Annotated in this window: 16 protein-coding genes; 7 read left to right on the forward strand and 9 right to left on the reverse strand. The window is 72.3% G+C overall.

The annotated features are described in order from the left end of the window. Positions 1–6: 6 nt before the first annotated feature. On the reverse strand, positions 7–840 hold the full coding sequence (locus tag B9W62_RS03970; RefSeq protein ID WP_107424185.1) for a polysaccharide deacetylase family protein: 834 nt from the start codon (positions 838–840) through the stop codon (positions 7–9). A gap of 110 nt (positions 841–950) precedes the next feature. Here B9W62_RS03970 and B9W62_RS03975 point away from each other — a divergent pair, with 110 nt between their 5' ends. Both B9W62_RS03975 and B9W62_RS03980 read left to right on the forward strand, forming a co-directional pair. Continuing rightward, on the forward strand, positions 951–1,412 hold the full coding sequence (locus B9W62_RS03975) for a universal stress protein (protein WP_087805239.1): 462 nt from the start codon (positions 951–953) through the stop codon (positions 1,410–1,412). Between the two features lie 121 nt (positions 1,413–1,533). Further along, positions 1,534–2,940 carry an amino acid permease gene (locus tag B9W62_RS03980; RefSeq protein ID WP_087805241.1) on the forward strand — a complete coding sequence of 469 codons (1,407 nt, stop codon included), beginning with the start codon at positions 1,534–1,536 and terminating at the stop codon, positions 2,938–2,940. Here B9W62_RS03980 and B9W62_RS03985 read toward each other — a convergent pair. Then, positions 2,937–3,752 carry an alpha/beta fold hydrolase gene (locus B9W62_RS03985; RefSeq protein WP_087805243.1) on the reverse strand — a complete coding sequence of 272 codons (816 nt, stop codon included), beginning with the start codon at positions 3,750–3,752 and terminating at the stop codon, positions 2,937–2,939. The two genes, B9W62_RS03980 and B9W62_RS03985, sit on opposite strands and share 4 nt — an antisense overlap. 57 nt (positions 3,753–3,809) lie before the next feature. Here B9W62_RS03985 and B9W62_RS03990 point away from each other — a divergent pair, with 57 nt between their 5' ends. After that, positions 3,810–4,283 carry a MarR family winged helix-turn-helix transcriptional regulator gene (locus B9W62_RS03990; protein ID WP_087805245.1) on the forward strand — a complete coding sequence of 158 codons (474 nt, stop codon included), beginning with the start codon at positions 3,810–3,812 and terminating at the stop codon, positions 4,281–4,283. Between the two features lies 1 nt (position 4,284). Here the strand turns inward: B9W62_RS03990 and B9W62_RS03995 are convergent, their stop codons facing one another. Then, on the reverse strand, positions 4,285–5,439 hold the full coding sequence (locus B9W62_RS03995; protein WP_087805248.1) for a CapA family protein: 1,155 nt from the start codon (positions 5,437–5,439) through the stop codon (positions 4,285–4,287). A gap of 252 nt (positions 5,440–5,691) precedes the next feature. Between B9W62_RS03995 and B9W62_RS04000 the strand changes: the two genes are divergently transcribed. The 3 genes from B9W62_RS04000 to B9W62_RS04010 all read left to right on the forward strand — a co-directional run bounded on the left by B9W62_RS04000 (position 5,692) and on the right by B9W62_RS04010 (position 7,726). Continuing rightward, positions 5,692–6,246: a sigma-70 family RNA polymerase sigma factor gene (locus B9W62_RS04000; protein WP_087805250.1), complete on the forward strand. Its 555-nt coding sequence runs from the start codon at positions 5,692–5,694 to the stop codon at positions 6,244–6,246. 141 nt (positions 6,247–6,387) lie between these two features. Further along, on the forward strand, positions 6,388–6,903 hold the full coding sequence (locus B9W62_RS04005) for a hypothetical protein (RefSeq protein WP_087805251.1): 516 nt from the start codon (positions 6,388–6,390) through the stop codon (positions 6,901–6,903). A gap of 172 nt (positions 6,904–7,075) precedes the next feature. Beyond that, the gene (locus tag B9W62_RS04010; protein WP_087805252.1) at positions 7,076–7,726 is read left to right on the forward strand and encodes a zf-HC2 domain-containing protein; all 651 of its coding nucleotides are present in this window, start codon (positions 7,076–7,078) and stop codon (positions 7,724–7,726) included. 95 nt (positions 7,727–7,821) lie between these two features. Here the strand turns inward: B9W62_RS04010 and B9W62_RS04015 are convergent, their stop codons facing one another. Next, positions 7,822–8,685, reverse strand: a complete 864-nt coding sequence (locus tag B9W62_RS04015; RefSeq protein WP_087805254.1) for an Fpg/Nei family DNA glycosylase — start codon at positions 8,683–8,685, stop codon at positions 7,822–7,824. Between the two features lie 40 nt (positions 8,686–8,725). Beyond that, positions 8,726–10,816 carry a SpoIIE family protein phosphatase gene (locus tag B9W62_RS04020; RefSeq protein WP_087805256.1) on the reverse strand — a complete coding sequence of 697 codons (2,091 nt, stop codon included), beginning with the start codon at positions 10,814–10,816 and terminating at the stop codon, positions 8,726–8,728. 116 nt (positions 10,817–10,932) lie between these two features. On the opposite strand from B9W62_RS04020, the gene B9W62_RS04025 reads away from it, so the two are divergent. Then, the gene (locus B9W62_RS04025; RefSeq protein ID WP_087805258.1) at positions 10,933–12,345 is read left to right on the forward strand and encodes a lipase maturation factor family protein; all 1,413 of its coding nucleotides are present in this window, start codon (positions 10,933–10,935) and stop codon (positions 12,343–12,345) included. A 25-nt stretch (positions 12,346–12,370) separates the two neighbouring features. Here the strand turns inward: B9W62_RS04025 and B9W62_RS04030 are convergent, their stop codons facing one another. The 4 genes from B9W62_RS04030 to B9W62_RS04045 form a co-directional block, all read right to left on the reverse strand. Continuing rightward, positions 12,371–15,394: an alpha-mannosidase gene (locus tag B9W62_RS04030; RefSeq protein WP_087805260.1), complete on the reverse strand. Its 3,024-nt coding sequence runs from the start codon at positions 15,392–15,394 to the stop codon at positions 12,371–12,373. A gap of 137 nt (positions 15,395–15,531) precedes the next feature. Then, positions 15,532–16,779: a glycoside hydrolase 5 family protein gene (locus B9W62_RS04035; protein WP_087805262.1), complete on the reverse strand. Its 1,248-nt coding sequence runs from the start codon at positions 16,777–16,779 to the stop codon at positions 15,532–15,534. Between the two features lie 31 nt (positions 16,780–16,810). Next, positions 16,811–17,731: a carbohydrate ABC transporter permease gene (locus B9W62_RS04040; RefSeq protein WP_087805264.1), complete on the reverse strand. Its 921-nt coding sequence runs from the start codon at positions 17,729–17,731 to the stop codon at positions 16,811–16,813. Continuing rightward, positions 17,728–18,657 (reverse strand): carbohydrate ABC transporter permease, encoded by a 930-nt coding sequence (locus B9W62_RS04045; protein WP_087805266.1) that lies wholly within the window; start codon positions 18,655–18,657, stop codon positions 17,728–17,730. The genes B9W62_RS04040 and B9W62_RS04045 overlap by 4 nt, the downstream gene beginning before the upstream one ends. Positions 18,658–18,662: the final 5 nt, after the last annotated feature.

Genomic DNA, 18,662 nt, shown 5'->3' on the forward strand with positions numbered 1-18,662 from the left:
GCCGCGTCAGATCAGGCGCCGCCGGGGAACGGTGAGGTGGTAGCCGGAGTCGAGCAGTTCGGGCAGGTAGCGGCGCAGGGCGCGGACACTCTGCGAGCGGTCGCCCCCGGCGTCGTGCGAGAGCACCACGACGCCGGGGGCGGCGCCTTCCTCGACCCGGTCGACGATGGTGCCGGTGCCGGGTGTCGTCCAGTCGAGGGTGTCCACGGTCCAGGCGAGCGGCTCCATGCCGAGTTCCGCGCCGAGCTGGAAGGCGGCGCGGTTCCACGCGCCGTAGGGGGCCCGGAACCAGCGGGGCGCCTCGCCGCAGGCCCGCTCGACGACCTCGCTGGTGCGCTCCATCTCGGAGCGGATGCGGCGCCGGGAGAGCTTGGTCAGCAGCGGGTGGGACCAGGTGTGGTTGCCGACCACGTGCCCCTCGTCGGCCATCCGGGTCAGCAGGTCCCGGTTGTAGTCCGCCATCTCCCCGCACACGAAGAACGTCGCGCGCACCTCGTACTTCGCGAGGGTGTCCAGGATCCGCGGGGTGTACTCGGGGTGGGGCCCGTCGTCGAAGGTGAGCATCATGGTGCGGCCCCGGCCCGTCATGCGCAGGATCGGCTCGCTGCGCACCGGGGGCCGGCCGGGCGCGGCCCGGGGTGCGCCGTATCCGGTCAGCGGCTGGAGGCGGTAGGCGGAGGGCTTGAGCGGGCTGCGCTGCGGGGGCCCGGGGGCGGGTGCGGGCGGCCGGGACGGTCCGTGTCCCAGGCCCGCCGCAAGGGCGCCGCCGGCGCCGGCCGCGCCCAGGGCCGCGGCGCCGGTGAGCAGGGTGCGGCGGGTGAGCAACTGGTCCTTCTTCATGACTCATCAGTCGCCCGGTCGCGGTGCGCCGCACCTGAGCAACACCGGGGCGGCGGCAGGAAACCACCCGCCCGGCTCAAGATCACCCAGGTCTCCGATAACCTCGCCGCGTGACGGAACAGCACTCCCATCAGTTCGAACGCGGCACGGACGGGCCCAAGGTCATCGTCGTCGGTGTGGACGGCTCCGACTCCTCCCTGCGGGCCGCGGCCTACGCCGGCGGGCTGGCCAGGCGACAGGGCGCCCTGCTCGCCGTGGTCTACGTCCAGCCGGTGCTGGCGGGGGGTGCGGCGCTCGGCGCGTCGGTGGCCGAGACGACCGACGAGATCGCCGAGGAGCTGGTCGCCCACATCCGGGAGGCGACGGAGCGGGCGAAGGGGATATTCGACGTCCGCTGGGAGTTCCACACGTTCCGCGGCGACCCGTACAGCGGTCTGGTGCAGACGGCCGACGAACTGAAGGCGGACGCGGTGGTGGTGGGCGCCTCCGAGCAGGCGGGCCACCGCTTCGTCGGCTCGGTCGCGGTGCGGCTGGTGAAGGCGGGGCGCTGGCCCGTGACGGTGGTGCCCTAGCACCGGTCGGGGCCGGTGTGTGCGTCGTGGGACCTTCGTGCGTCGTGACTTCCGTCACGGACGTGCGTGCGTCATCATGATCCACCGTCAGCCGTTTGCCGTTCACGAAGAGGTGAGGCGCATGGCCCGGTTCCGCATGGGCGAGGGTGTTCTCCGCCGCAAACCCATCGAACACATCGACGATACGGAGAGCGGCGGGGGCCTGGTGCGCTCGCTGGGGCTGTGGCAGCTGACCGCGATCGGCGTCGGCGGCATCATCGGGGCCGGGATCTTCACGCTGGCCGGCACGGTCGCCAACGGCACGGCGGGTCCCGCGGTCCTGATCTCCTTCCTCATCGCCGGTGTGGCGAGCGCCGCGGCCGCCCTGTCCTACGCCGAGTTCGCCGGGCTGATCCCGAAGGCGGGCTCCGCCTACACCTACGGGTACGCGGTCCTGGGCGAGCTGGTGGGCTGGTTCATCGGGTGGGACCTGCTCCTGGAGTACACGGCGATCGTGGCCGTGGTCGCGATCGGCATCTCGGGCTACTTCAGCTTCCTGGTCGGCGAGATGGGCGCCGACCTGCCGAACTGGATGCTGGGGGCGCCCGGCACCGGGGACGGGCACAAGGTCGACCTGTTCGCGGCCGTGCTGTGCCTGCTGATCGCGTACCTGCTGACGCTGGGCATCCGCAACGCGGCCCGCTTCGAGATGGTCGTGGTCGTGCTGAAGGTGCTGGTGGTGCTGCTGGTGATCGGCGTCGGCGTCTTCCACATCAACAGCTCGAACTACCACCCGTTCTTCCCGTTCGGGGTCGGCGGTGCGTTCACCGGTGCGGCGACGGTGTTCTTCGCGGTCTTCGGCTACGACGCCATGTCGACGGCGGCCGAGGAGTCGAAGGACGCCCAGCGGCACATGCCGAAGGCGATCATCTACTCGCTGATCATCTCGATGGTGCTGTACGTGGCGGCCTGTCTGGTGCTGACCGGCATGCAGAACTACAAGGAGATCGACCCGGAGAGCGGCTTCTCGACGGCGTTCAAGTCGGTGGGGCTCAGCTCGCTGGCCGACATCATCGCGGTGGGGGCCATCATCGGCATCCTCACGGTGATGTTCACCTTCATGCTGGGCGTGACCCGCGTGTGGTTCTCGATGTCGCGCGACGGGCTGCTGCCCAAGTGGTTCGCCAAGACGCACCCGACGCGGCACGTGCCGACGCGGGTCACCTGGATCGTCGGGGTCGCGTCGGCCGTGATCGCCGGCTTCCTGCCGATCGGCGAGGCGGCGGAGCTGACCAACATCGGCATCCTGCTGGCGTTCGTGGTGGTGTGCGCGGCGGTGATCGTGCTGCGCTACCGGCAGCCGGACCTGCCGCGCACCTTCCGTACCCCGTGGATGCCGTTCGTGCCGGCGCTGGGCATCGTCTTCTCGATCTGGCTGATCACGTTCCTCCAGTGGCAGACCTGGGTGCGGTTCGCCGTGTGGTTCCTGGTCGGTCTGGTGATCTACTTCGCGTACTCGTACCGGAAGTCGGAGCTGGCGCGGCGTTAGAGGGTGCGCAGGAAGTCCAGCAGGATCTTGTTGAACTCCTCCGGCCGCTCCAGGTTCGTGTAGTGGCCCACGCCGTCGACGGTCACGGACCGGCCGTCGCGGACCGTGCGGACCAGCCGCTCGGCCGCGCCGGTGAGGTCATCGGGTTCGAGCGAGCCGTTGACGGCGAGGACCGGGACCTCGATGTCCGGCACCCGGGCCCACGTGTCGGTCATCGGCGTGTGCAGGTTGGGTTCGCCGGGGCTGTGCTTGGACATCGTGTGGAGAGCCATCTCGCCCAGCCGGCGCAGGATGCCGGGGTCGATGTCGTCCGCCGTCCGGGCCGGCCCGGGGACCACGCGCAGGAACGCGGCGAGCCAGCCGTCGAGGTCGCCCGCCGCCAGGGTGCGGGCGTACTCCGCCCGGATCTCCCGGTACCAGGGGTCGGTGTACTCGAAGTCGCTGGTCGCGGCGCCACAGGCGACCACCGCCCGGACCAGCTCCGGGTATTCCAGGACGGTGTCGGTGGCGATCCCGCCGCCCATGGACAGACCGACGAGCACGGCGGGACCGGCGTCCAGGTGGCGCAGCAGCCCGGCCAGGTCGTCCGCCCAGCGAAAGCTCTCCGTGGCGTTGGCCGAGAAGCCGTGGCCGCGTACGTCGGGAGCGATCACGCGGTGGTGGGCGGCCAGCGCCGGGATCTGGGCGTCGTACACGCGGTGGTCGACGAACCCCGGGTGGAGCAGCACCACGAGGTCCCCGGATCCGGTGTCGCGGTAGGCGAGGTCCCCGTCCGAGGAGGTGAAGAAGCGGAGATCCGAAGCAGCAGTCATGACAACCAAGGTGTCATGTCACCCCTTGTTTGGCAACCGAGGTGTCATGATGGCGGGGTGAACGACATCGACGCCCCCCTCCCCCCGGACGCGCTCGCCCGGCGGCTGACCGAGGTGTACGACCTGGTCGGGCCGCTCTACCGGCGCGCACAGCGCGGCGTCGAGCAGGGCCTGGCCGCCGACGGCCTGTCCGTGGGCGTCCGCGCCGTGCTGACGATGCTGCGGCGCGGCGGGCCGATGACCGTGCCGCAGATGGGCCGGGCCCAGGCGATCAGCCGCCAGTTCGTCCAGCGGATGGTCAACGACGCCGGGGCGCTGGACCTGGTGGAGAGCATCCCGAACCCGGCGCACCGCCGGTCCTCGCTGATCCGGCTGACCGACCGGGGCCGGGACACGATCGACGAGGTCCTCGACCGGGAGCACCGGCTGCTGCGCGAGGTCGGCCCGGGCCTGACGGACGCCGACGTCACCACCTGTCTGCGGGTCCTGGGGGCCATGCTGACGGCCCTCGACCACGTGGCGGACGCCTGAGCTACCTGCCCATCACCAGTCCGTCCCCGGCGGCACCCCGGCCGAGCACCACGTCGCGGATGCGGTCGCGCACGGCGCGTACGTCGGCGCCCTCGTCGATCGCGCGGTTGAGGTTCACCACCCGGCCGGCGTCCACGTCGAACAGCTGCGGCACGAACTCGGCCTTCGTCACCTTCCAGCGATCGCCGGCCCGTTCGGGCGGGGCGAAGGTGAAGCGGCCGATGGTCGACTGGTTGCCGCGCGGATCGCGGACCCCCTCGTCGTTGACCATCTCGCCCGCGATCTGGTCGCCCATGCCGTAGACCACCCAGGTGCCGTTGACCTTCTCGTAGGCCTGCGGGACGTGGGCGTGGGTGCCGAGGATCAGGTCGATGTCGGGACGGTCGCCGGTGCGGGAGGCGGTCAGACCGCGGGCCAGGGCCAGCTGGTCGCCGTCGGGCTCGTCCTGCCACTCGGTGCCCCAGTGCAGCGACACGACGACGACGTCGGCGCCGGCCTTCCGGGCGGCCCGGGCGTCCTCGACGACGCGCGCCTCGTCGATCAGGCCGACCGCCCAGGGCTGGTCCGCGGGCACCGGGCGGCCGTTGGTGTGCAGGGTGTAGGCGAGGTGGGCCACCTGGGCCCGGCCCGCGCGCAGCACCGTCGCGATGTCCGCCTCGGCCTCGGTGCGCGCCGTCCCGGCGTGCCGTACGCCCGCGCGGTCGAGGGCGTCCAGGGTGCGGCGGATGCCGTCCGCGCCGTCGTCGACGCTGTGGTTGGAGGCGGTGGAGCAGCCGTCGTAGCCGGTGGCGGCCAGCGCCTTCGCCACCTCGGGCGGGGACTTGAAGAGCGGGTAGCCGCTGTAGTCGCCGTTCGCCCCGTAGACGGTCTCCATGTGGCACAGGGCGAGGTCGGCCGGTGCGACGACGGGCCGGGCGCCGGCGAGCATGGGGCGGAAGTCGTAGCCGCTGCCGCCCGCGTCGAAGCGGGCCCGTTCGATGATCGAGTCGTGCGGGAGCACGTCGCCGGAGGCGACCAGGGTGAAAGCCCCCTCGACGGCGGCGGGCGGGGCCGGGGCCGGCGGTTTCGGCGGTTCGTGGTCGCGGGCCTGGCAGGCCGCGCCCGCGGTGAGGAGGGCGGTCAGGGCCAGGGCCACCTGCCGACTGCGTGTGATCATCCGTTCACTCCGCTGGGTCGCACACACCGATGAAAAGTCACATTTACGTATGAATAGGTAAAGAGTCACGTCCCGTCACGGGCGGCTCCGACACGCCCATTAGCCCGTCCGGCGGGCGCGAACGGGGCGCGGGGACCCCCGCCGACCGCGCACCGACCGTTCGTCGAACCGTTCGTCGACGCGATCGACCGTCCGCCGCACACCCGTGCGCGCGCCCTGTCCCCGCGCGGCCCCCTGCGGTGCCATACGGCCATGACGGCCGGAATCACCCTGACGGACACAGCGAACGGGACGACCGCCGAGCACGAGCTCGCCGCACTGCAACGCGAGCACGGCCGGCCGCTCTTCGCGCTGCTGCTGCGGCTCAGCGACGGCGACCGGCAGCGTGCCGAGGACCTCGTGCAGGAGACCCTGGTCCGCGCCTGGCAGCATCCCGAGGCACTGCGCGCCGACGACTTCGACTCCGTACGGCCGTGGCTGCTCACCGTGGCCCGGCGGCTCGCGATCGACGCGCGCCGCGCCCGTCAGGCGCGTCCCGCGGAGGTCGGCGACGCCGTGCTGGAGAACGCACGCGTCTGCGCGGATCACGCCGAACGGGCCGCCGCCGCCCTCGATGTGCGCGAGGCTGTGAAGACACTCACTCCCGAGCACCGTGAAGTCCTGGTGCTGGTGTACTTCCAGGGGGCGAGTGTGGCCGAAGCCGCGGCCGCCCTCGGCATCCCACCCGGTACCGTGAAGTCCCGTGCGTACTACGCGCTGCGCGCCATGCGCAGGGTGCTACCGGGATACGCCGCCGACCTGCGGTGAAACCGACCTTTTGGTCAAGCCTCCGTAAAGCGCCTTGCCCAGGACCCCGGTTGAGCAGTCGGCTGTCCTCATCCGTGTTCCGGACGGGGGCCCATGACCCGGGTCGGGCGACGCGCACGCACCGGAGGAAGGCAGGAAGGGATGCTGCACAGAGGTCAAGAGAGCACGGACGGCACCGGCGGGGGCGAACTGAGCGTTCCCATGGCGTGGTTGTACGCCGAGTACATCGCCGACGAGCTGCTGCGGACCGGCGACCTGATGCCGCCGACGTCCTTCGAGTTCCGCGCCGGTCGCGACGCGCTGGCGCTCACCGTCTTCCTGTCCGACACGGAGAACGAGCTGAGCGGCATCCGGGTCGTCACCCACCTGGAGACCTGGCTGTCCCTGACCGCGTACGACCAGCCCTGGCACGAGTGGGTGCACGGGCGGCTGGCCGAGGTCACGGCCGACGCGGTGGCCGCCGGACGCCACTCGCCGGACCTCGAGCTGGCCCGGGCCGCCTGGCGCTGGCTCCAGGACACCGAACTGCTCGCCCCCGACCTGAACGCGGTGCCCGGCGGAGCCCCGGTGACCGGGGAGGACGAGGGACCGACGGTGTGGACGCCCGCCTGGCAGCTCGGGCTGCCGCTGGGGCACCTCGCCATCCATCTGTTCTAGCCTCCCCGGGCCGCCTCGCGAACGTTCCGGCGGGAGGGACCAATCCGCGCCCGGGGCCGCTCCGAACACCTTGGTCGCGATTGCGCGGTGGCTTGAGTGATTCGGCGGTCCGGTGCGTACGGGTGGGAGCAAGGAGTAACCCCACCCGCACCCAACGGTACGAGGAATCGGCATGAGGTCCCTGGAAAGGCATCGTGACGTCGGCGCCTACGCGCTCGGCGTGCTGGACGAGGCGGAGGCCTTCCGCTTCGAGGACCACCTCATGGAATGCCCCCGGTGCGCGGCCCAGGTGACCGAATTCGGTCCCGCCACCCGCCAGTTGATGCTGTACCGGCAGGCCACACCCCGTATCGTCCACCCGCTGTCCCGGCCGGGACCGCGACTGCTCGACGGGTTGCTGACCGCGGTGGCCACGCGGCGGCGGGCCGGCCGCAGGCGAGTGATGTACGCCGTGGCCGCAGCCGTCGTGTGCGCCGTGGCCGGGCCCGGCGCGGTGCTCTACGCACACCAGGGCCACCCGGCGGCGCCGGTCACCGCGACCGACGCCCGGACCGGGGTGTGGGCGCGGATCACCGCCGAGGACGAGGCCTGGGGCACGGACGTGCGACTGGAGGTCAAGGACGGGGCCGGCCCCCGTTCGTGCCGGCTCGTCGCCGTCGGCGACGACGGGTCCGAACAGACGGTCACCAGCTGGATGGTCCCCGAACACGAAGCCCGGCCGCACACCATGCGCGGGGGCGCCGCCCTGCACCCCGGTCAGATCGAGCGCTACGAGGTGCGCACGGCGGACGGCGAGCGTCTGGTGACGCTGCCGACCGGATGACCACCGCCCCGGGGCACCACCGCCCCGGGCACCGCCGTCACCGTGGCACCGCCATCACGGCGGCCCGGCGTCACCGCGGCACCGCGGCACCGCCGTCACTTCAGCAGCCGGGACAGCCTGCGGTCCGCCAGCGGTTTGCCGCCGGTCTGGCAGGTCGGGCAGTACTGGAGCGAGGAGTCGCTGAAGGAGACCTCGCGGATGGTGTCGCCGCACACCGGACAGGGTTCTCCGGTGCGGCCGTGGACCCGCAGCCCGCTCTTCTTCTCGGCCTTCAGACGGCCGGCGGCGATGCCCCGGGAGCGTTCCACGGCCTCGGTGAGCGTGCCGCGCAGCGCCGCGTACAGCCGGGCGGTCTCCTCGTCGGTCAGGGAGGCGGCCAGTTTGAACGGGGACATCTTCGCGGCGTGCAGGATCTCGTCGCTGTACGCGTTGCCCACGCCCGCGATCAGGCTCTGGTCGCGCAGGGCGCCCTTGAGCTGCCGCCGCTCCCCGTCGAGGAGGGCGGCGAAGCGGGCCTCGTCGAAGTCGTCGGCGAGCGGATCGGGGCCGAGCCGGGCCACGCCCGGCACCTGCCGCGGGTCGGCCACGACGTACACCGCGAGCCGCTTCTGCGTGCCCGCCTCCGTCAGGTCGAAGCCCGCGCCGGTCTCCAGGGCGACCCGCAGCGCGAGCGGGCCCTTGCCCGGCTTGGGCATGCCACTGGGGAGGCTGTCCTTCCAGTGCAGCCAGCCGGCCCGGGCCAGGTGGGTCACCAGGTGCGGGCCGCCGTCGGTCTCGACGTCGAGGAACTTGCCGTGCCGGTGCACGGCCGCCACGCGGTGGCCCTCGAGCGCCGTGAGCGGCGGGTCGTACGTCTTCAGGACGCTGATCGCCACGGGCAGGACCCGGACGATCTCGCGGCCGGTGAGGTGCTCGGTGAGGAAGTCGCGGAGCGCCTCGACCTCGGGCAGTTCTGGCATGTGTCCAGAGTGCCACCGGTCACCGGGGCTGTCAGCGGGGTCAGCCCGCGCCGGGCGCCACCACGAACTCCGCCCACACGACCTTGCCGCCGCCGCGTGCCTCCACGCCCCACGCGTCGGCGAGCGCGTCGACCAGGAGCAGCCCCCGCCCGGAGACCCCGTCGTCCCCGGCCTCGCGGCGGCGCGGCAGGGCGCTGGAGGAGTCCTCGACCTCGACCCGCAGCCGCCGGTCGGTTCCGGTGAGCAGCCGGAGGGTGACGATCGCGGAGCCCTCGGTGTGCATGAGGGCGTTGGTCGTCAGCTCGTCGGCGACCAGTTCGATCTCGTCGCTCTGCGCCTTGGCGCCCCAGGACCGGACGGCGGCGCGGATCATGTGCCGGGCCTCGGTGAGGCCCTCCGGGTCGCCCGGCGAGACGTGCTGCTGGACCCGGCCGAAGGTCCGGGGGGCGCCCAGGCCGTGGCGGCGCAGCACCAGCAGCGCGACGTCGTCGTCGCCGCGGCGCTCGTCGGCCACGTCGATCAGCCGGTCGGCCAGGTCCCGCACGTCCTGGGGACCCGAGGTGATCAGCGCCGTGAGGACCTGCATGCCCTCGTCGAGGTCGGCGCCCGGCTGCTCGACCAGGCCGTCGGTGCACAGCAGCAGGGTGTTGCCCGGGTCCAGCTCCAGGGTGGCGACGGGGTAGGCGAGGCGCCCGAACTCGGCGGACAGGCCGAGCGGCAGCCCGCCCTCGACGCGCACCAGTCGGCAGGTGCCGTCGCCGAAGCGCAGCAGCGGGTCGATGTGTCCGGCGCGGACCACCTGGACCACTCCGGTGCCCAGGTCGGCCTCCGCGTACAGGCAGGTCGCGAAGCGGTCGGTGTCCAGCTCGTGCAGGAAGACGGAGGCCCGCGCCATCACCGTGGCCGGCGGGTGGCCCTCGGCGGCGTAGGCGCGTAGCACGATGCGCAGCTGGCCCATGACGGCGGCGGCGTGTGTGTCGTGGCCCTGGACGTCGCCGATGACGGCGCCGACCCGGCCGCCGGGCAGCGGGATCAGGTCGTACCAGTCGCCGCCGATGTCCCGGCCGAGCGCGCCGCCGATGGAGGCCGCGCGGTAGCGGACGGCGACGTCGCAGCCGGGGACGCTCGGGATGGTGCGCGGCAGCATGGCCTGCTGGAGGCCCTCGGCGAGGTCCATCTCCTGTTCGTAGAGCATGGCCCGCTGGAGGCTCTGGGCGATGCCGCTGCCGAGCGCGACCAGGACGTTGCGGTCCTCCGGGGAGAAGCCGTGCCGGTCGCTGTAGAGCAGCCCGATGGCGCCGATGGGCCGGGCCTGGGCGATCAGCGGCAGGTAGGCGGCGGCGGTGATGTCGAGGTGGGTGATGTCCTGCCACAGTCCGGGGTAGCGCTCGGCGAACTCCTCGGGCGACTCGATGAAGCGGGGACTGAGCGTCCGTACGGCCTCGCTCATCGGGTACGGCTCGTCGATCCGGGTGATCCGGGTGCCGGGGATGAAGCTGTTCTCGGGGCCGTCGGCGACCAGCCGGATGCGGCCGGCCTCGACCAGGCCCATCACCAGGCTGGTGGCGCCCAGCCGGGTGAGTCCATGGGTGTCGCGGAGCACGTCGATGACGTCGTCCACGGTGCGGGCGTGGGCGAGGGCGGCCGTGGCGAGCTGGACGACGTTGGTCAGCCGGCGGCGCGCCTCGTCCTGTGCGGCCTGCTCCCGGTTGGCCGCGCTGTCGGCCATCTCCTGGGTGGCGTCGCGGACGATGCCGATGATCCGCCGCGGGCGGCCGGTCTCGTCCCGGCGGATGTAGGCCTGGGTGTGGGTCCAGCGCAGCGTGCCGTCGCGGCGGCGCAGCCGGAAGTAGGTGCCGTAGTTCTCGCTGCCGTCCTTCATGGCCTGGGCCACCAGGGCGTCCAGGCGGCCGCCCTCGGCCGACGGGACGCGCACCGACAGCGACTCGGGGCGCCCGTCGTACTCCTCCGGGCGCAGGTCGAACACCTCGTGGGCCTGGGCGTCCATGTGGAACAGGCCGGCGTCCAGGTCCCAGTCGAAGCTGCCCATGCGGTTGAGCGCCAGGATCGGGTCCGGGTGGGCGGGCCAGTCGTCCGGGAGTGACGGGGCGCTCGCTCCCCGATCAGACATGAACCCCACCTTGCCAGGATTTGTCGGAATCTTCGACTCCTGGTCCACCGGGCCGGGCCGGAGGGGGGCCGGAGGCCGGGCGGGGTACACGGAGCGGGTACGAGAGGAGCCCGGCCGTGGAGTGGTTCACCGCACCCGACTACTGGCTCGCCCGGCTGGTCTTCCAGCGGGCCCTGGCCGCCGTGTACCTGGTCGCGTTCCTGACGGCCGCCGTGCAGTTCCGGGCGCTGTTCGGCGAGCGCGGTCTGACGCCCGTGCCCCGGTTCGTCGAGCGGGTGCCGTTCCGGCGGGCGCCCAGCCTGTTCCAGTGGCGCTACTCGGACCGGCTCTTCGCGGGCTGCGCCTGGGCGGGCTGCGCGGTGTCGGCGGCGCTGGCGGCCGGGGTGGACGCGCTGCTGCCGCTGTGGGGCGCGATGCTGCTGTGGCTGGTGCCGTGGGCGCTGTACCTCTCGATCGTCAACGTCGGACAGACCTGGTACGCGTTCGGCTGGGAGTCGCTGCTCCTGGAGACCGGCTTCGTCGCCGTGTTCCTGGGCAACGAGGACGTGGCTCCGCCGGTCGTGGTGCTGTTCCTGCTGCGCTGGCTGCTGTTCCGGGTGGAGTTCGGGGCGGGTCTGATCAAGATGCGCGGCGACGCGTGCTGGCGGAAGCTGACCTGCCTGCACCACCACCACGAGACCCAGCCGATGCCCGGCCCGCTGAGCTGGTTCTTCCACCATCTCCCCGGGCCCCTGCACCGGGTCGAGGTCGCCGCGAACCACGTCACGCAGCTGGTGGTGCCCTTCCTGCTGTTCGCCCCGCACCCCGTGTCGACGGCCGCCGCCGCGCTGATGATCGCGACCCAGCTGTGGCTGGTGCTCTCGGGCAACTTCTCCTGGCTGAACTGGATCACCGTCGTGCTGGCCCTGTCGGTGATCCGCTTCCCGGCCGACGCCCCGTCCGTGGCCGCCGCGCCGCTCTGGTACGAGGTGGTGGTCCTGGCGGTGGCGGCGCTGCTGGTGTTCCTGAGCCACCGGCCGGTGCGCAACATGATCTCCCGCCGCCAGGTGATGAACCGCTCCTTCGACTCGCTCCACCTGGTCAACACCTACGGCGCCTTCGGCTCCGTCAGCCGGGTCCGCTACGAGGTGGTGATCGAGGGGACCGCCGACGAAGTGGCCAGGAAGGACGGCGACTGGCGGGAGTACGAGTTCAAGGGCAAACCCGGTGATCCGCGCCGCTGGCCGCGCCAGTTCGCGCCGTACCACCTGCGCCTGGACTGGCTGATGTGGTTCGCCGCGCTGTCGCCCTCCTACGCCGGACCGTGGTTCGGCACCCTGGTGGAACGGCTGCTGGAGAACGACCGCGCCACGCTGCGGCTGCTGCGCGCTTCCCCGTTCCCGCCCGACGCGCCGCCGCGCTTCGTGCGCGCCCGGCTGTTCCGGTACCGGTACACGACCTGGCGCGAACTGCGGGAGACGGGCGCGTGCTGGGAGCGGACGTACGTACGGGAGTACCTGCCGCCGACCCGGCTCACCGCTCCCCGGTGAGCCGGGCCCGACGAGGGCTCCCGCGCTAGGCCCGCTTCAGCCGCAGGGTCATCAGCTGGAACGGACGCAGGCGTACGGCGATCCGGTCGCCGTCCGCCCGGGGGGCCTCCGCGTCCGCGAGCGGGCGCTCGAGCAGGTCGGTGACCTGCACGTCCGTGACCGCGAACCCGGTGGTGAGGGTGGCGCGGGCCCGGCCGCCGTGGGCCTCGTGGAAGCGGACCACGACGTCGCCGCTGCCGTCGTCGGCGAGCTTGACGGCCGTGACGACGACCGCGTCCCGGTCCACCGTGACGAGCGGCGCGACCTCGGCGGCGCCGCCGGTGACGTGCCGCTCGGGCAGGTTGATCCGCCAGCCCTCGCGCACCGCGTCGCCGATGTCCGCGCCGGGCACCAGCGCGTGCCGGAAGCGGTGCACGCCCTGGTCGGTCTCGGGGTCGGGGAAACGCGGGGCGCGCAGGAGGGAGACCCGCACGGTGGTGGTCGTACCGGCGTCGCCGTCGGTGCGGACGGCGCGGGTGACGTCGTGGCCGTACGTCGAGTCGTTGACGACGGCGACGCCCCAGCCGGGCTCCGCCAGGTGGACGAAGCGGTGGTTGCAGGCCTCGAACTTGGCGGCCTCCCAGCTGGTGTTGGTGTGGGTGGGCCGGTGGAAGTGCCCGAACTGGGTCTCCGAGGCGTACCGTTCGGCGTGCACGTCGAGCGGGAAGGCGAGCTTGAGGAACTTCTCCGTCTCGTGCCAGTCGACCTCGGTGTCCACGTCGAGACGCCGCTCCCCCGGTGCCAGCGTCAGCACCTGGGTGACGCGGGAGGAGCCGAAGGAGCGGACGATCCGCACCGAGGCGCCGTCGTCGCCGGGGGCGACCTCGTCGGCGTGGGTGAGGTCGGTGACCGTGTTGCGGTAGAACTCGTCGACGTCCCAGGCGTCCCACATGTTGGGGAAGTCGGGGTGGAGCTGGAGCAGGTTGCCCGCCCCGCCCGGCGCGATCGTCTCGCGGTCGGCGGCGAGGTCGTACGCCGACACCACCAGGCCCCGGTCGTCGATCTCGACGCGCAGCAGGCCGTTGTCCAGGACGTGTCCGCCGCCGGGACGGGGAGCGAGGCCGGTGCGGCCGTCGGTGGCCGGGGACGTGGCGGCGCCCGCCGGGACCCCGGCCCGGGCGTGCGGGGCGGAGTTGAAGACCAGCGGGGTGTCGCCCTCGCCGGCCAGGGCGCGCTGGGCGGCGTCGATGATGGCGTTCAGCTCGGCGGCGACCTTGTCGTAGGTGGCGCGGGCCTCGCGGTGCACCCAGGCGATGGAGGAGCCGGGCAGGATGTCGTGGAACTGGTGCAGCAGGACCGTCTTCCAGATCCGGTCCAGGTCGTCGTACGGGTAGGGGAACCCGGCGCGCACGGCGGCCGTGGCCGCCCACAGCTCGGCCTCGCGCAGCAGGTGTTCGCTGCGGCGGTTGCCCTGCTTGGTCTTGGCCTGGCTGGTGAGGGTGGCGCGGTGCAGTTCGAGGTACAGCTCGCCGACCCAGACGGGCGGCGCGGGGTTCTCGGCCTCGGCCTTCTCGAAAAAGGCGTGCGGGGTCTCCCACTCGACCGTCGCCGAGCCTTCGAGGTTCCGCAGCCGGGCCGCCTTGGCGACCATCTCGCGGGTGGTGCCGCCGCCCCCGTCGCCCCAGCCGGTGGGGGCCAGCGAGTGCCGGGCGACACCCTTGTCCTTGAAGTTCTTCGCCGCGTGGGCGATCTCGCTGCCCTTCATCGAGCAGTTGTAGGTGTCGACGGGCGGGAAGTGGGTGAAGATCCGGGTGCCGTCGATGCCCTCCCAGCGGAAGGTGTGGTGCGGGAACTTGTTCGTCTGCGACCAGGAGATCTTCTGCGTCAGCAGGTACTTGGCCCCCGCCGCCTTGATGATCTGCGGCAGACCCGCCGCGAAGCCGAAGGTGTCCGGCAGCCACGCCTCGTCGTTCTCGACACCGAACTCGTCGAGGAAGAACCTCTTGCCATGCACGAACTGGCGGGCCATCGCCTCCGAGCCGGGCATGTTGGTGTCCGACTCCACCCACATGCCGCCGGCCGGCACGAATCGGCCGTCCGCGACCGCCTTCTTGACCCGTGCCCACACCTCGGGCCGGTGGTCGCGCACCCACGCCCACTGCTGGGCCTGGGACATGGCGAAGACGAAGTCCGGCTCGTCCTCCAGGAGGGCGGTCATGTTGGAGGTGGTGCGGGCCACCTTGCGCACGGTCTCGCGCAGCGGCCACAGCCAGGCCGAGTCGATGTGCGCGTGCCCGACGGCGCTGATCCGGTGCGCGGAGGGGACGGCGGGGGCGGCCAGCACTTCGGTGAGGCGGGAACGGGCCTGCTCGGCCGTGCCGTTGACGTCCTGGAGGTCGATGGCGTCCAGTGCCTTGTCGACCGCGCGCAGGATCTCCCAGCGGCGCGGCGAGTCCACCGGCAGCTCGGCCATCAGCTCGCCGAGGACCTCCAGGTCGAGCACCAGGTTCCACACCGTCTCGTCGAGGACGGCGAGGTCCATGCGGGCGAGGGTGTACTGCGGTTCGCTGCCCGCGGTGTCCTTGTCGCCGAGCCGGGTCGGCACGAAGGGGTGGTAGTCGAGGATGACGGGGTTGGAGGCCGCCTCGACGTGCAGGCGCACCTCCTCGCCGCCCGCGACGGGGGCGCCGATCCGCACCCACTGGTTGCGCGGGTTGAGGCCCTTCACCGGGGTGCCGTCGGGGCGGTAGACCAGGCCCTCGCACTGGAAGCCGGGCATGTTCTCGTCGAAGCCGAGGTCGAGGATCGCCTCGACGGTCTTCCCGGCCCACTCCTTCGGCACGGTGCCGGTGACGCGGAACCAGCTGGTGCCCCAGGGAGCGCCCCAGCGGGCGCCGACCTCGATGGGCCGCGGTTCGGCCGCGAGCCCCTCCTCGACCGGGACGGGCTCGCCGGGCGCGTTCCAGACCGCCACGTCCAGCGGTACGGACTCGGGGTAGAGGGCGGGGCGGACACGCTCGTCGAGGACGCGCTTGAGGCGGGCTTCGACCAGGTTGCGGTCGTCATGCATGCGGGTGCTCCGGGGTCGTGGGGGCGGGTGGTTGCCAGGGATGGGTCGCGGTGGCGGGGGCCGACGTCAGGTACAGCTCCCCAGCGGCACGCACTTCGAATCGTGCGGCGCGCTCGTCGTACCGGGCGGGGCGGGGGTCACGGGGCGGTCACCCGGTCGGGGACGACGACCTCGGTGATGCCGCGGGCCGCGAGGTGTCCGGTGTCGGCGGCGCGGGTGTCGAGGACGGTGGTGGGACGGGCGCCGTCGGCGACCAGCCGGAAGAAGGCGTCGAAGACGGCGCCGCCGGGGGCGCAGGCCGAGCGCGCGGCGGGGTCGGCGGGAACGGCGAGGGCCGTGGTGCGCGGGGCGGGCACGGGCCGGGCTCCCCCGCGGGCCGCGCGGGCCGCGCTCGCCAGGACCCGTGCCGTGTCCTTGGGGCGGCGGTCGTTGGTCAGCAGTCCGAGCCCGTACTCCAGCTCCGGGAAGTCGGCCAGTTCCCGGGACACGTCGTGGGAGCACCACCAGGTGACGCCCCACAGGTCCGGGCAGTCCAGGGCGTTCTCGACGGTCGCCTCGGTGAAGGCGGCGGCGTGCTCGGCGGGCACCAGGGGTGCGGGGGCGCCGACCTCCTGGAGCCAGACCGGGCGGTGCGGGTCGTCGGCCCAGGCCTTGCTCAGCTCGATCAGGTAGGCGGCGTGGTGCTCGCTGGGCACGGAGGTGCGGCCGTGGCGCTGGGCGGTGCCGTTGAAGACCCAGGAGTGCACCGCCGTGACGGCACCCTGCCGGGCGGCCTGGGCGGGGGTGAAGGGCTGGTCGTCCTGGTACCAGGTGGCGTCGTACTCGGCGTGCAGGTGCATGCGGCCCGGGGCGCCCTCCTCGCAGGCGGCCAGCATCCGCTCCAGCCAGGCGTCGATCTGGTCGCTGGTGGCGCGGTCCGGGTCCGGGTGGGGTCCGGCGGAGAACTGGTTGACCTCGTTGCCGAGGGTCATGCCGAGGAAGTTGGACCGTCCGGCCAGGGCGGCGGCGAGGGTGCGCAGGTAGGCGGCCTGGCCCTCGACGACGTCAGGGTCGGTGAACAGGTTGCGCCGGTGCCAGGTGCGGGTCCAGGCCGGCACGTAGTCGAAGCTGCTCAGATGGCCCTGGAGGCCGTCCACGTTGACGTCGAGGCCGCGTTCACCGGCCGCGTCGACCAGCGCCACCAGGTGCTCGACCGCGCGCTCGCGGATCAGGGTGCGGTTGGGCTGGAAGTAGGGCCACAGAGGGAAGACGCGGACGTGGTCCACGTCCAGCGCGGCGATGGAGTCCAGGTCGGCGCGTACGGAGTCGAGGTCGAAGTCGAGCCAGTGGTGGAACCACCCGACGCTCGGGGTGTAGTTGACGCCGAAGCGCACGGCAGAAGGCATGCGGTGTCCTTGAGAGGGGGAAGCGGGTGGTTCAGCCCTTGACGGCGCCCTCGCCCACGCCGCGGAAGAAGTACCGCTGGAGGCAGGCGAAGAGGATGATGAGCGGCGCCACGGCGATGATCGTGCCGGCGGCGACGAGGCGTTCGTCGTTGGCGAAGGTGCCGTGCAGGTAGTTCAGGCCGATGGTCAGGGTGAACTTGGACGGGTCGCTCAGCACGATCAGGGGCCACAGGAAGTCGTCCCAGGCGCCCATGAAGGCGAAGATCGCGACGACGGCGAGGGTGCCCTTCACCGCGGGGAGCGCGATCCGGTAGAACCGCTGCCAGACGTTGGCGCCGTCGACGAAGGCGGCCTCCTCGATCTCGTAGGGGAGGTTGAGGAAGGCGTTGCGCATCAGCAGCACGTTCAGGGCGCTGACGCAGCCCGGCAGCACCACACCGACCAGGGTGTTGTTGAGGCCCAGCTCCCGCATGGTGGTGAACTGGGCGATGATGATGCCCTCCACCGGCACGAGCATGGCCAGGATGAACACCAGGGTGGCGACGCGCCGGCCCCGGTAGCGCAGCCGGGCCAGGGCGTATCCGGCGAGGGCGGCGCCGACGCAGTTGGTGACGACGTTGGCCGCGGCGACCTTCAGCGAGTTCAGGGCGTAGTCCCACACCGGGATGGTGTCGGCGACCCGCTCGTAGTTGTGCAGGGTGGGGTCGGAGGGCAGGAACTTCGGCGGGGAGCTGAAGATGTCCTCGGTGGGGCCCTTGAGCGAGGTCGACAGCTGCCACAGGAACGGACCGATGGTCAGGGCGAGGACGCCGAGCAGCAGCAGGTAGCGCAGGGCCAGTTCCCAGCCGCGTACCCGGCGGCCGTGCTCGTCGGTGATCCGGGGTTCGCGGTCCCGGGTCCTGGAGGTGGCCCGGGGCTTGTCGGCGGGCCGGGTCTTCTCGGCGAGGCTCACGACTCCTCCTTCCGGTCCGCGCGCAGGACGAGCAGCATCAGGACGACGGTGACGACGAAGACGACGACGGAGATGGCGGAGGCGTAGCCGACCCGGCCGGTGAGGCCGGTGCCGGTGCGCTGGACCAGCATCACGAGGGTGGTGTCCTCGCCGGCCGGACCGCCGTTCGGGCCCGCCATCAGGTAGACCTCGGAGAAGACCTTGAAGGCGGCGACCGAGGAGAGCGCCGCGACCAGGACCATGGTGGAGCGGACCGCGGGCACCGTGACGGTGAGGAAGCGGCGGACCGCGCCCGCGCCGTCCACGGCGGCGGCCTCGTGCAGCTCGCGCGGCACGTTGGCGAGCGCCGCCAAGTAGATGATCATGTAGTAGCCGAGGCCCTTCCAGACCGTGACGCCCATAGCGCTGAGCAGGATCAGCCACTGGTCGCTGAGGAAGCCGACCGGACTGGCGCCGAGCGTCTCCAGCAGGGAGTTGACCAGGCCGCGCTCGTCGAGGAGCCAGACCCAGATCAGCCCGACGACGACGATCGAGGCGACGACCGGGGTGTAGAAGGCCGAGCGGAAGAAGGTGATGCCGGGGATGTTCTTCTGCACCAGCAGCGCGAGCAGCAGCGGCAGCAGGACCAGCGCGGGGACGACCCCGAGGACGTACAGGGAGCTGTTGCGCAGGCCGATCCAGAACATGTCGTCGTGGAGCAGCTCGCGGAAGTTGGCGAGGCCCACGAACTCGCCCGGCACCAGCGTGCGGCGGTCGGTGAAGGAGTTGACTAGGGTCGAGACGAACGGGTACAGGATGAAGGCGCCGGTGATCAGCAGACCCGGCGCGGCGAACAGCCAGGGACTGGTGGGCAGTTGGCGCCGCACGCGCCGGACGCCGCTCTTGCGGGCGTCCGGTGTGCCGGTGGTGAGGGTCGGACTCGCCATGATGT

The organism is Streptomyces sp. CS113 (assembly GCF_002188365.1).
In the GTDB taxonomy this organism is placed as follows: Bacteria; Actinomycetota; Actinomycetes; order Streptomycetales; family Streptomycetaceae; genus Streptomyces; species Streptomyces tendae.